The organism is Cupriavidus sp. MPR-AND1C (assembly GCF_058809705.1).
In genome coordinates this window covers 32,682-45,203 of record NZ_JBXASU010000018.1, presented here as the reverse complement: position 1 = coordinate 45,203, position 12,522 = coordinate 32,682, and the positions used below count along the sequence as shown (strand labels likewise).

Here is a 12,522-nt window from a genome sequence, read left to right as displayed (position 1 = left end):
ATTGGGTCTCATGAATCGATTGCAAGACATCCTTTGCGCGCGATTCGATGCTAGTTGCAAAATGCTGCTCCCCGCACTTGCAAGACCCGTCCAGACAGCATACCCCCGTTTCCTCCCCTTCGTTTTACGAAAATGAAGAAAAAAAGCCGCTCGCTTTTCGCGAACGGCCTCTCAGGACTCGCTGCCGGCCTGGCATCGTCATAAGCGCCGGCGTTCGCGTCAGTTCGAACCAGCCACCTTCGGCTGTTCCTCGTACATCAGCAGCGGCGGCGCGTCCCCGGTGATGGTGTTCTCGTCGATCACCACCTTTTGCACGCCCTTGTAGTTAGGCAGGTCGTACATCACATCCATCAGCGATTGTTCGAGGATCGAACGCAGGCCACGTGCACCGGTCTTGCGGCGGATTGCCTTGCGGGCAATCGCGGAGAGCGCGGCCGGGCGGATTTCCAGCTCAACGCCTTCCATCGCCAGCAGCTTCTGGTACTGCTTGATCAGCGCGTTCTTCGGCTCGACCAGGATCTGCATCAGCGCGGCTTCGTCCAGCTTGGCCAGCGTAGCCACTACCGGGAGGCGGCCGATCAGTTCCGGGATCAACCCGAACTTGATCAGGTCTTCCGGCTCGACCTGCGGCAGCACTTCGCTGGCCTCGCGCTCTTCCTTGCTCTGCACCTGCGCGGCAAAACCGATACCGGTCTTGTCCGAACGCTGCATGATGACCTTCTCGAGGCCATCGAACGCACCGCCGCAGATAAACAGGATGTTGGTGGTATCCACCTGCAGGAAGTCCTGGTTCGGGTGCTTGCGGCCACCTTGCGGAGGCACCGAAGCCATGGTGCCTTCGACCAGCTTCAGCAGGGCCTGCTGCACGCCTTCACCGGAGACATCGCGGGTGATGGACGGGTTGTCGGATTTGCGCGAGATCTTGTCGATCTCATCAATGTAGACAATGCCGCGCTGTGCCTTTTCCACCTCGTAGTTGCAGTTCTGCAGCAACTTCTGGATGATGTTTTCCACGTCCTCGCCGACATAGCCGGCTTCGGTCAACGTGGTGGCATCGGCGATCACGAACGGCACATTGAGCAGGCGCGCCAGCGTTTGCGCCAGCAGCGTCTTGCCCGAACCGGTGGGACCAATCAGCAGGATGTTGCTCTTGGACAACTCGACGTCGTCCTTCTTGCCGAGGTGCTTCAGGCGCTTGTAGTGGTTGTACACCGCTACGGCCAGGATCTTCTTGGCCTGCTCCTGCCCGATCACGTATTGATCCAGGCTTTCGCGGATCTCGTGCGGGGTGGGGAGATCGGACTTGGCCGTGGCCCCCGCGTCCTTGTCGGATGCAGCAGCCTCGTCGCGGATGATCTCGTTGCACAGGTCGATGCATTCGTCGCAAATGAACACCGACGGGCCCGCGATGAGCTTCTTTACCTCGTGCTGGCTCTTGCCGCAGAACGAGCAGTAAAGGAGCTTCTCGCTGGATGAACCTTTTTTATCCGCCATAGGAATCAGTCACATTAGCAGTGTGCGTGCCGCAGTGCCGGAGCGCTGCGGGGATACGCTTCAAACGCATCATACGCCAAAAAAAATGGCGCGGCGGGTAGACCCCCACGCTGTGGGGCAAAAGCAAAAAACGAGGCACAAGGCCTCGTTTCTCTATAGCCTTCTTCGTTGCGGCCGGGCGGCGATTCCCGAAGGATCACTGCCCGGCCCCTGCCCGGGCCGCCTTGCGGCAGCCGGGCCGGTCTGTCAGGCACGGCGGGCGAGCACCTTGTCGATCAGGCCGTAGTCCACTGCCTGCTCGCCGCTCATGAAATTGTCGCGATCGGTGTCGCGGGCAATCTTGTCGACCGGCTGGCCGGTGACTTCCGACAGGATCGTGTTGAGCCGCTCGCGCAGGTACAGGATCTCGCGGGCCTGGATCTCGATGTCCGAGGCCTGGCCGCGCGCGCCGCCCAGCGGCTGGTGGATCATGATGCGCGAGTTGGGCAGCGCCGAACGCTTGCCCTTGGCGCCAGCCGACAGCAGGAAGGCACCCATGCTGGCTGCCATGCCCATGCACAGCGTGGCCACGTCCGGCTTGACGAACTGCATGGTGTCGTAGATGGCGAGGCCAGCCGACACCGAGCCACCCGGCGAGTTGATGTAGAGCGAAATATCCTTGTCGGGATTCTCGCTTTCCAGGAACAGCAACTGGGCGACCACCAGGTTGGCGGTCTGGTCGTTGACTTCGCCGACCATGAAAATCAGACGCTCCTTCAACAGGCGCGAATAGATGTCATAGGCGCGCTCGCCCCGACCGGACTGCTCAACCACCATCGGCACCAGCCCCAGTCCCTGCGTTTCCAGGGCGGAGGCCTGCGTGGTGGCCAGACGGTCAAGCAAATCATTGCGGGTCATGCAAGTTCTCCTGGAGTTCGGTAAGAGGCAAGGCTGCGGCCAACGCGCCACGCGCGCCGGCCACGGACCAGGCTCAGGCCTGCTGAGGCTGGTTGTTGCCTTCGGCAGTCAGTTCCTCGAAGGACACCGTCTTGTCGGTGACCTTGGCCTTGTCGCACACGAAATTTACCACGTTGTTTTCGAGCACGTAGGCCTCCATCTCGGCCAGGCGCTGTTGGTCACCGTAGTACCAGCGCATGACTTCCTTCGGGTCTTCGTAGCTCTTGGCGAAGTCTTCGATCTCGGCCTTGATCTGGTCTGCCTTGGCGTCCAGGCCGTGCGCCTTGACGATCTCGGCCAGGATCAGGCCGAGCTTGACGCGGCGCTCGGCTTGCTGCGTGAACATTTCGGCCGGGATGGGCATGTCCTTGGCGTTCGGCATGCCGCGTTGCTCCAGGTCGCGACGCGCCATTTCCACCAGGCGCTCCTGGTCTTGCTCGATCAGGGCCTTCGGCACTTCCAGCTCGCTCGCCTTCAACAGCGCGTCCATGACCTGGTCCTTCAGCATGGCGTGCGTGCGGCGCTTGACTTCGCGCTCCAGGTTTTCGCGGATGTCGGCGCGCATCTTCTCGACGCTGCCGTCGGCGATGCCCAGCGACTTGGCGAACTCGTCGCTCACTTCCGGCAGGTGCGCCCACTCGATCTTCTTGAGCGTGACGGTGAACTCGGCAGTCTTGCCGGCCACGTCCTTGCCGTGATAGTCCTCGGGGAACGCCAGCGGGAAGGTCTTGCTTTCGCCAACCTTCAGGCCCAGCGCAGCTTGCTCGAACTCGGGCAGCATGCGGCCTTCGCCCAGCACGAAGGCGAAGTCGTCAGCCTTGCCACCGGGGAATTCCACGCCGTCGATCTTGCCCACGAAGTCCAGGGTCACGCGGTCGCCGTTCTGGGCGGCCACTTCCGCACCGCCGTCGCCGTGCTCGCCGGCTTCGCCACGGGTGTGGTAGTGCACGCGCTGCTTGCGCAGGATGTCGATGGTCTTGTCGACTTCGGCATCGGTAATTTCGGTCTTGGTGCGGGTCACTTCGGCGCCAGCCAGGTCACCCAGCTTGACTTCCGGATAGACCTCGAAGGTCGCGTCGAAGGCCACTTCGTCTTCGCCCACGCCGTCGGTCTTGACTTCGAACTTCGGCTGGCCGGCAACCTTGACGTCTTGTTCTTTGGTGATGTCGAAGAACTTGCGGGCAGCCTTGTCGAAGCGCACTTCGAACTCGACTTGCTGGCCGTATTGCTTCTCGACCATCTTCATCGGTACCTTGCCGGGACGGAAACCGGACATCTTCACCGTCTTCGACAGGCGAACCAGACGTTCCAGCTTTTCCTTTTCGACTTCGGCCTTGGGAATGGCCAGGGTCACCTTGCGGTCCAGTTTGCCAAGGTTTTCAATGACATTCGACATGGTCGTTGATCCAATCCAGAGTGTTGTTGTGTTCGTAAGCGCACCCCGCTCGCGTGCCCGAGAAGACACAGGCAAAGCGACGGCAAATGCCGATACCCGGCACGCAAACCCGTACCCGGCACGCAGGACACGCGCAAAAATCGGCGTTTCCAGAGCATCCGGGCGCAGGCCCACGCAAACGGAAAACGGGCATTATCGCACGGTTTTCATTCGGTTCCGGCAGTTTTTACCCGGGAACCGGCTCGGCGGGCACATCGCCGCCTGCCACGGTCCCCTGGCGCAAGGCGCGCACCAGCAGGCGCGCCGGATCGATGGCCTCGGCCAGTTCGAGCTCGAGCGGCAATGGCTCCCCTTCGATCTGGCTGGCCAGCAATTCCGCCCCCAATGCGGCCCATGTGAGGCCGCGCGAGCCATATGCAAGTGCCGCGTAAAGCCCCGGCAGCCGAGGGATATCCCTTAGGCGCGCCCCGCTGAGCGCCGCGGCGTCCCGCGCCGCCTGGGCCTCGTCGGCCACGCGGCCGATCAGCGGCAGGCGGTTGTGCGAGACGCTGCGCACGCCCACATACCCGCTGAGCATTGCCGGGTCCAGGCTGGCGGCCGTGCCGGCAAGCGCCGGCAGCAACGCGGCGAGCCGGGCCAGGTTCTCGGCGTGCACCGCGGGGCGCGCATCCAGCGCGCCGGATTCCTGTGCATCCGGCTCGTAGCTGGAACCGATGCGCGCGGTGCCGTCTGCCGCGCGCGGCAGCAGGTAGCCGGTGCCGGTGACCACGCAATCGGGCCATTTGCCAAGGCGCGCCAGCTCTGCCGGCGCCAGCGTGGTGAGCTGGCCGCGCACCCGGTCGATCGTCATATGGCGCAGCGCGAGCAAGCGCAGCGCTTCGTACGCGTTGGCCACGACCACCACCGGCGCCGCGGCCATGACCATGCCCACCTCATCCAGCGCCTGCCAGCCATCCGCCACGCGCGCCAGCCGCGCAACGCGGCTGCCATAGCGCGCCGTTACCGCCGCCCCGGCCCGCGCCAGCTGCGCGCGGCAGATCTCGGGCGGCGGCGCCCAGCCGCCCTGCCCGAACCACAGCCCGCCATGGGGCACCGGCGCGCCATGCCGGCTGGCTGCCTCCTCGGCGCTCATCCACCGCGCGAACGCCTGCGGAAAACCCAGGGCGGCAAGCGCCGCCTGCTGGATATCCGCGTCCTCCACGCCCGCACCGGTCTGCAGCACGCCGCAGCCCTGCCAGCCGGGCGCATGCCCCGCCGCCGCCAGCCCCGCCCAAGTCCGCAGGGCCTGCAGGTTGCCGGCGCGCGACAGGCGCGACAGGATGCTGTCATCCGAGGACAAGTGCGGATGCATGGCGGCGGCACGGTGGGCCGAGGTCAGCTGCGCCGGGCCGTCATGGGCATCGAACAAGGTCACGCGCCAGCCACGCGCGGCCAGCCGCTCCGTGACCGCGCAGCCGGCCAGGCCCGCGCCGATAACGATCGCGTGCCGCTCGGGCCACGCGGCGGCGGATGGCGGCGGCTGGCGCCGCGTGCCGCGCATGGCAGGAAAGCGCGCCACGGTCATCGGTGGCTCTGAGCCATATCCCGGTGCGGAGCTGAGCGCGAAGCCGGCGGCTTGCAAACCCCGCTGGAAGGCAATGTCCGCCACGTGGGTGGCGAGCGTGGCTTCCGGGCGGGCCAGCCGGGCCAGCCGCTTCATCAATGGCGGCTGCCACATTTCGGGGTTGCGCGCGGGCGAAAAACCGTCCAGGTAAAACGCATCCGCGCCCAGCACCAGCCGCGGCAGCACGGCGTCGATATCGCCAAATGCCAGCGTCAGCACGACCGCCCCGCCCTCGAATTCCAGCCGGTGCAGGCCAGGCAGCGCCAGCGGCCATGCGGCCCTGAGCTGGGCGGCCAGCGGCGCCAGCGCCGCCGGCGCGCCAATGCAGGCATGCATCGCGGCAAGCCCCTCGCTCGTCAACGGATGCTTCTCGATCGACACAAAGTGGAGCCGCCGGCAACGCTTGGGATCGTCTCGCCATGCCTGCCAGGTTGCCAGGAAGTTCAGCCCCAACCCGAAGCCGGCCTCCACAATCACGAACTGGTCGCGCCCGCCCCAGGCCTGCGGTAAGCCGTTGCCGGCAAGGAAGATATGACGGGCCCGCTCCAGGCTATCTTCGTTGCCGTGATAGGCCTCGTCGTAGCGCGGCGAGTAGGGCAAGCCTGAAGCGGAAAAAGCGGGCTCGGCGAGATCTAGGCTGCGGGACATGGACAAGGCGACAAAGCGGCTGAGGTCGGGAGAATGGGAAATGCGCAGGAGCGTCAGACGCGAAGCGCATTGGAAGTGCATTGGAAGCGGAGGCTGGCGAAGAAGCCGGCAATCGCCCGCCAGGCGCGCCCTGCGGCATGCCGCAGGGCCGCCCCAAAGCCCGGCGATGGTAGCATAGCGCCCTGTGCCGCCGGCCCCTCCAGGCCGGCACCCGCACGCCCCGCACGACCTTTTCCCGCCTCGCCATGCTCAGCTACCGTCACGCCTTCCACGCCGGCAACCACGCCGATGTTCTCAAACACGCCATCGTGGTCCAGTTGCTGGAGCAGTTGAGCCAGAAAGACAAGCCCTTCTGGTACATCGACACGCACGCTGGCGCCGGGCTGTACGCGCTCGATCACGCCTACGCGCAGAAAAAAGGCGAGTTCGAGACCGGCATTGCCCGGCTGTGGCAGGCCGCCGCCGCCAAGCGGCCCATGCCGACGCTGGTCGAGGACTACCTGGAGCAGGTTCGCACGCTGAACCCGGACGGCAACCTGAAGCACTACCCCGGCTCGCCGTGGCTCGCCTGGCAGATGCTGCGCGACGCGGACCGCCTGCGCCTGTTCGAGATGCACAGCACCGAAATCCAGGTGCTGCGCGACAACTTCCGTGGCGCCGGCCGCCGCGTCATGCTGTACGACGGCGACGGCTTTACTGGCATCAACGCCATCCTGCCCCCGCCGCCGCGCCGCGCACTGGTGCTGATCGACCCTTCATACGAGGACAAGCAGGACTACGGCCGCGTAGTGCGCAGCCTGCAGGATTGCCTGCAGCGCTTTGCCACCGGCATGTACGCGATCTGGTATCCCGAAGTGCAGCGCCGCGAATCCGTGCAGTTGCCGGTGCAGCTGAAAAAACTGCCGCTCAAGAGCTGGCTGCACGTCACCCTGCGCGTCAAGCACCCCGTCGCCGGCGGGCTGGGCCTGCACGGCAGCGGCATGTTCATCGTCAACCCGCCGTGGCGCCTGAAGGAAACCCTGGAGGCAGCCATGCCCGCCCTGGTGACGATGCTGCGCCAGGACGACGGCGCCGGCTTCACGCTGGAAGCGCAGGAAAGCTGATCCTCGCGCCGGCCGGGCCGCTGGCGAGAAAGAAGCTATTTGGCCATGCGCCGGCCATCCTCCAGCATGCCGCTGGTGTCGCGGCAGTGCTGGCCGCTTTTAGCGCCGCTGTCAGGAGATGGTGTACCTGTTCTGCCGGCTGCGGGAATAGAGCCCGCGGGCGAGTTCCAGGATGTGGTCGCGGTGGCGGTCGAATGCCTCCAGCACGGCAGGCTCGTCCGGGCGCAGTTCGGGGCTGAGGTTGGAGAGTACCGCGCGGTCGACCTCGAAGGAGATCTCACGCGAACTGTCGTAGCCCCAAAAGCATACGCAATGCCTGGATGGGTCGTAACTCCGGCTGGGATTGGGAAAATTAAGTGCCATTTCTGTATCCTAGTCCGATTCGGCCCCCTCTGTACGGCATAGAAGGCGGGACTGCCGGATTTGCGCCGAATTGGGCAACCATCCCACCAGCAAGTCTGGAGAAGACCGCTTCTCATCGCCATTTCGCTTACCGGTAACCTGGTGTCGAGCCGCACAGACATGACGCGACATAGGTGTCGGGAAAACCAGATCTAAGCATCTTCTACTTCGCCCGCGCGCGGCCAGACCGTACGATTCCCATCACAACCGCGGTGGCACGATCGCCGCGGTCCGGGACAGGACGGCAACCATAAAGCTGTCCGCCGGACATCAACACAAGGGTCAAGGGGTCTTATGAAAAGCTTGCGCGGAGCCAGCAACGGTTGGGCGCCGGACGTCGAGGTGACGGACAGGGGCATCTGGAAAAACACGATCGCCGCAGCCAGCCACGCGCTGGAAACCGTCGCCCTCATCGAGCACGGCGTCGGCATGACATTGAAGCTGCAGCGCAAGATCCGCGCGCTGCGCGAGCGTTTGCACGCCACCCAGACCGAACTGGACCGCTATCGCGACATGCACGCCGCCGCCATGGAGGCGTTACGCCAGATTGAAGTGACACCGCCGGAAGATACCGGCCGGCTGCGCGCCGAAGGCGAAGCCCTGCAGATGCGCCACCGTGCCTACAAGCTGCTGGTCGAGCATTACGCCCGGGCGGGCATTCCCATCGACCTGGCCGTCTTCGCCAGGCAGCGCCGCCAGGTCCTCCAGCACATCCTGTTCCAGCAGCGCCGCGGCGTCGCGCCGGCGCAGATCAGCGTCGACGATATCGCCTTCCTGCTGCGCTGATCCCATCGCCAGAGGGGAAAGAGATTCCGGCGTCCATTGCGACAATCGCGGGCCGGCCGGATCCGCTTACACCGGCTGCGCTTTCAAAGGCCCGCGCAGTTCGCGGGCTTTTTTTTCGCGCCGGCGGGCATCGTCATGACGGCCACCTACGTGCATCGCTGGTAGCGCGACCGGGGCACAGCGGTATTGTCGGCAGAATTCGATATACTGTATATGCATACAGTCACCCGCCGACGCCCCATGTCATCTGCACCCCGCCGCATCGCCCACCTGGATATGGACGCGTTCTACGCGTCCGTCGAGCTGTTGCGATACCCTGAGTTGCGCGGCAAGCCCGTGGTGATCGGTGGTGGACGCAATGCGGTCCCCGAGATACTTCCCGACGGCAGCCGGCGCTTTGCCCGTCTGCGCGACTACGCCGGGCGCGGTGTGGTCACCACATCCACCTACGAAGCCCGCGCGCTGGGCGTGTTCTCCGCCATGGGCATGATGAAGGCCGCGCAACTCGCCCCGGACGCCATCCTGCTGCCCACGGATTTCGACTCGTACCGGCACTACTCCCGCCTGTTCAAGGCTGCCGTCGCCACCTTCACCAGCGACATCGAAGACCGCGGCATCGACGAGATCTACATCGACCTGAGCGAGGTGCCGGGCGAGCCCGACGATATCGGTACCCGCATCAAGCAAGCGGTGCGCGAAGCCACGGGACTGAGCTGCTCGATCTGCATCGCCCCCAACAAGCTCCTCGCCAAGATCGGCTCCGAACTCGACAAACCCGACGGGCTCACCCTGCTGGCAGCCAGCGACGTGCCACTGCGCATCTGGCCGCTGCCCGTGCGCAAGGTCAACGGGATCGGCCCGAAGGCCACCGAGAAGCTCGCGGCGCTGGGCATCGCCACGGTCGGCGACCTCGCCAGCGCGGACCTGGGCATGCTGCAGACCCATTTCGGCCGCAGCTACGCCGCCTGGCTGGCCGAGATCGCGCAAGGCCATGACGAACGCCCGGTGGTCACCAGCTCCGAGCCCAAGTCCATGAGCCGGGAAACCACCTTCGAGCGCGACCTGCACCCCAAGCAAGACCGCCAGACGCTCTCCGAAGTCTTTACCGGCCTGTGCCAGCGCCTGGCGGAAGACCTCCGCCGCAAGGGCTACGTGGGCCGCACCATCGGCGTCAAGCTGCGCTACGACGACTTTCACACCGTCACCCGCGACCTCAGCATGCCGGCCCCGACGGCGGACGCCGCACAGCTGCGGCGCGCCGCCACCGAATGCGTCAAACGCGTTGCGCTGGACCGGAAGATCCGCTTGCTGGGCGTGAGGGTCAGCGCGCTGACGCCCGCGGGAGAAGTGGCGCCGGCTGCGCTGCCGGTACAGGCAGAGTTGCCTTTCGCCGACAACGCTTAGCCGGCCCCGCTTTGAGCCGATCCGTCTGATAGTATTGGCACAGCCGTGCATAACGTTGCAGCACCTGCGCACAATCCGCACAATCAACACCCTCGGGCTAACGTCAATTGTCATTTGACCTGGATATGCGGGCCTCTACCGAAGCGCAAGCTAGACATGAACGCATCGACACCTCTAGGTGGCTAAGCCTGACAGTCGCCTTACAGCAAGCGCGGTTTGACGCGCTGACACGACTCGCGCGGCACCTCTTCAAGGTCCCGGTTGCCCTGGTTACGTTGCATGACGTGCTTGATGATGCGCATCCCGGCGACGTTCCCATCCTCATCGACGGCCTGCCCATGGGCTTTCACGCGGCGTGCCCCTTGACCACATCGAGCGGCAGCCGGCTTGGCGCCTTCTGGCTGCTCGATGCAGGGTCACGCGAACTGGACCAGGCGGAGCGCGGCCTGCTGCAGGACTTTGCCGACATGGCGGTCGCTATCGTCGAGCGCGACCTGGCCCAGGGCAAACTGAACGACGACGCCAGCAGGCTCGAGGAAAACGAAAAGCGGCTTGAGCTGGCCATCGCGGGAAGCGGCACGGGCGTCTGGGACCGGGATATCCAGTCGGGCTGCATCCACTACTCGGCCGGCTGGAAAGCCATCATCGGTTATGAAGAATCCGAGATCACCAACCGGATCGAAGATAGCTATACCCGCGTCCATCCCGACGACCTCGCCTACGTCCAGGCCACCATACAAGCCCACTTCAACCAGGAAACGGAAAGCTACGCGGTGGACCACCGGATCCGCTGCAAGGATGGCAGCTATAAATGGATATCCAGCCGCGGCAAGGTGGTCAGCCGCGGCGGCAACGGCGAGCCGCTGCGCATGATCGGCACCACCACCGATATCACGGCCATCCAGGCACTGGCCGAAGAACTGCAGCAAACCGTCGACCTGGTCACCAGCCTGACCAACGAAGTCCCCGGCCTGGTATTCCAGCATCGCCTGCTGCCAACGGGGGAATCCTTCCTGTCCTACGCCAGCGCCGGCATCGCCGATATCTACGAGCTCACGCCGCAACAGGTAGCCGCCAGCACAGGCCCCATCCATGCCGTCATCCACCCCGACGATCTGGAAGCCTACCGCGCCTCGCTTCAGGCGTCCGCCGCCAGCCTGACACCCTGGCACCTCGAGTACCGCGTCGAACTGCCCCGGCAAGGACTGCGCTGGCGGCAAGGCGACGCGCGTCCCCGGCGGCTCGACGACGGCAGCACGCTATGGCATGGATTTATCACGGACGCGACCGAGCGCAAGCGCATCGAGGGAGAACTGCAGGAATTTGCAACCATCGATTTCCTGACGCAACTACCCAATCGCCGTCACTTCGTCGCGCGGATCGAACAGGAGCTTGCCCGGATCCAGCGCACGGACAGCCGCCCTGCCGCCGTCCTGACGTTTGACCTCGACCACTTCAAAGCCATCAACGACACCTGGGGCCACGCCATGGGCGACCACGCCCTGCGGCGTTTCGCGGCGCTGCTGCGCAATGCATTGCAAAAGCACGATTTCGCCGGCCGCATCGGCGGCGAAGAATTTGCCGTGGTGCTCCCCGATGCGAGCCTTGAGACGGCGACACGATTTGCCAGGCGCGTCCAGCATCAGATCGCGGAAACCGCACTGCTTGACGGCAGCCAGATCGTCACGCTGACCGTCAGCGTCGGCATTGCCCTCATGCATGCCACCGATCTCAGCGCGGACCTATCCCTGTTGCGCAGCGACGGGGCGCTCTACCGCGCCAAGGAACGCGGCCGCAACCGTATCGAGTGTGACTGATCCACGCCAGGCCGGTGACTGGCGAAGCGATACCGCACGACGATGACACACCAGCAGAATCCCCGGCACCCCGGCCAGCCTCTCACGCCATTCATCAATGGCTGGAAAACGCCTCCTGATGCATAAACCACGCATTAAGTTACCCAGTAAATTACCCACCGAATTACCCGCTAAATTATCCACTAAGTTACCCATTAGTCATTGAATTATCAGTACCAACAGAAAATTTACCTTCAGGTAATGCACAGGTTTAATGGGCCATGGATATTCAAGACACGCGTGAACAGCGCCTAGCCCAGATCATGGCCGAACAGTTCGGCGGCTCTATAGCGCGCCTATCAGACCGGCTGGACCGCGACCCCTCATACTTCTCCCGCATATTCTCGAACACAGGTAAAGCCGGAAAAAAGCGCATCGGCGAACATCTCGCTCGCGACATCGAAGCCAAGCTCGGCCTGCCGCGCCTGTGGCTGGACGGCGAGGCACAAGACGCCGCCGCACCCCCGAAAGAAGAAACCCTGCCGCCCGAGATAGCCGCCCGATTCGCCCGCCTGATCAATGGCTTGCGCAACGAAGACATCGACAGGATGCTCGCTGCCATCGAATTGATCACCCAGGTCGAAACCGTGCAATCGGTGCGTAAATACAAGAAAAACACCAGAACTGCCCGCGTCCTGAAGACCGGCGGGAGAAGCACGGCATTCAAGCTAGCCAGCAACGCCGTTCACGAAAGCGGCACGCAGGCACCCGCCAAGCCACGCAAGAAAACATCCACAAGCTGAGATAAGCGCGACATCCGGCTTGCCGGATGTCTCACCCCGCCCTGCTCGCTCCGCACTATCCCGCCGAGGCACCCAGATTACCTCATGATCTTGCATTTTTAGTTACCCATGGGTAATCTATGACATCGACTTCCCTGACGCTGCACGACCA

The 12,522-nt window shown here is 64.3% G+C and carries 10 protein-coding genes; 5 read left to right on the top strand and 5 right to left on the bottom strand.

All coding sequences use genetic code 11. The features are described from left to right. Window positions 1-219: 219 nt before the first annotated feature. The 4 genes from clpX to mnmC all read right to left on the bottom strand — a co-directional run bounded on the left by clpX (window position 220) and on the right by mnmC (window position 6,077). Entirely contained in the window at window positions 220-1,494 is a 1,275-nt protein-coding gene (clpX, locus tag AC1RWI_RS12785; protein ID WP_043345921.1) for an ATP-dependent Clp protease ATP-binding subunit ClpX, read from the bottom strand. Window positions 1,495-1,740: 246 nt separating this feature from the next. Then, window positions 1,741-2,391 carry an ATP-dependent Clp endopeptidase proteolytic subunit ClpP gene (gene clpP / locus AC1RWI_RS12780; protein ID WP_043345919.1) on the bottom strand — a complete coding sequence of 217 codons (651 nt, stop codon included), beginning with the start codon at window positions 2,389-2,391 and terminating at the stop codon, window positions 1,741-1,743. A gap of 73 nt (window positions 2,392-2,464) precedes the next feature. Further along, window positions 2,465-3,826 carry a trigger factor gene (gene tig / locus AC1RWI_RS12775; protein WP_043345917.1) on the bottom strand — a complete coding sequence of 454 codons (1,362 nt, stop codon included), beginning with the start codon at window positions 3,824-3,826 and terminating at the stop codon, window positions 2,465-2,467. Between the two features lie 226 nt (window positions 3,827-4,052). After that, entirely contained in the window at window positions 4,053-6,077 is a 2,025-nt protein-coding gene (gene mnmC / locus AC1RWI_RS12770) for a bifunctional tRNA (5-methylaminomethyl-2-thiouridine)(34)-methyltransferase MnmC2/FAD-dependent 5-carboxymethylaminomethyl-2-thiouridine(34) oxidoreductase MnmC1 (protein WP_492866758.1), read from the bottom strand. A 245-nt stretch (window positions 6,078-6,322) separates the two neighbouring features. Here mnmC and AC1RWI_RS12765 point away from each other — a divergent pair, with 245 nt between their 5' ends. Continuing rightward, the gene (locus AC1RWI_RS12765) at window positions 6,323-7,180 is read left to right on the top strand and encodes a 23S rRNA (adenine(2030)-N(6))-methyltransferase RlmJ (protein WP_043345913.1); all 858 of its coding nucleotides are present in this window, start codon (window positions 6,323-6,325) and stop codon (window positions 7,178-7,180) included. A 111-nt stretch (window positions 7,181-7,291) separates the two neighbouring features. Here AC1RWI_RS12765 and AC1RWI_RS12760 read toward each other — a convergent pair whose 3' ends face one another. Continuing rightward, window positions 7,292-7,543, bottom strand: coding sequence for a DUF1488 family protein (locus tag AC1RWI_RS12760; RefSeq protein ID WP_043345911.1), 252 nt, complete (start codon window positions 7,541-7,543; stop codon window positions 7,292-7,294). A gap of 333 nt (window positions 7,544-7,876) precedes the next feature. Here AC1RWI_RS12760 and AC1RWI_RS12755 point away from each other — a divergent pair, with 333 nt between their 5' ends. The 4 genes from AC1RWI_RS12755 (at window position 7,877) to AC1RWI_RS12740 (ending at window position 12,371) form a co-directional block, all read left to right on the top strand. Beyond that, window positions 7,877-8,368: a hypothetical protein gene (locus AC1RWI_RS12755; RefSeq protein WP_043345909.1), complete on the top strand. Its 492-nt coding sequence runs from the start codon at window positions 7,877-7,879 to the stop codon at window positions 8,366-8,368. Between the two features lie 240 nt (window positions 8,369-8,608). Continuing rightward, window positions 8,609-9,772: a DNA polymerase IV gene (gene dinB / locus AC1RWI_RS12750; protein ID WP_492866756.1), complete on the top strand. Its 1,164-nt coding sequence runs from the start codon at window positions 8,609-8,611 to the stop codon at window positions 9,770-9,772. A gap of 107 nt (window positions 9,773-9,879) precedes the next feature. Next, complete coding sequence (locus tag AC1RWI_RS12745; RefSeq protein ID WP_492866754.1) at window positions 9,880-11,589, top strand: sensor domain-containing diguanylate cyclase; 1,710 nt, start codon at window positions 9,880-9,882, stop codon at window positions 11,587-11,589. A 260-nt stretch (window positions 11,590-11,849) separates the two neighbouring features. Next, entirely contained in the window at window positions 11,850-12,371 is a 522-nt protein-coding gene (locus AC1RWI_RS12740) for a hypothetical protein (protein ID WP_492866752.1), read from the top strand. Window positions 12,372-12,522 lie beyond the last annotated feature (151 nt).

Coding starts and splice junctions, on each gene's coding strand:
- clpX (WP_043345921.1), bottom strand. CDS start 1,494: ATGGCGGATAAAAAAGGTTCATCCAGCGAGAAGCTCCTTTACTGCTCG.
- clpP (WP_043345919.1), bottom strand. CDS start 2,391: ATGACCCGCAATGATTTGCTTGACCGTCTGGCCACCACGCAGGCCTCC.
- tig (WP_043345917.1), bottom strand. CDS start 3,826: ATGTCGAATGTCATTGAAAACCTTGGCAAACTGGACCGCAAGGTGACC.
- mnmC (WP_492866758.1), bottom strand. CDS start 6,077: ATGTCCCGCAGCCTAGATCTCGCCGAGCCCGCTTTTTCCGCTTCAGGC.
- AC1RWI_RS12765 (WP_043345913.1), top strand. CDS start 6,323: ATGCTCAGCTACCGTCACGCCTTCCACGCCGGCAACCACGCCGATGTT.
- AC1RWI_RS12760 (WP_043345911.1), bottom strand. CDS start 7,543: ATGGCACTTAATTTTCCCAATCCCAGCCGGAGTTACGACCCATCCAGG.
- AC1RWI_RS12755 (WP_043345909.1), top strand. CDS start 7,877: ATGAAAAGCTTGCGCGGAGCCAGCAACGGTTGGGCGCCGGACGTCGAG.
- dinB (WP_492866756.1), top strand. CDS start 8,609: ATGTCATCTGCACCCCGCCGCATCGCCCACCTGGATATGGACGCGTTC.
- AC1RWI_RS12740 (WP_492866752.1), top strand. CDS start 11,850: ATGGATATTCAAGACACGCGTGAACAGCGCCTAGCCCAGATCATGGCC.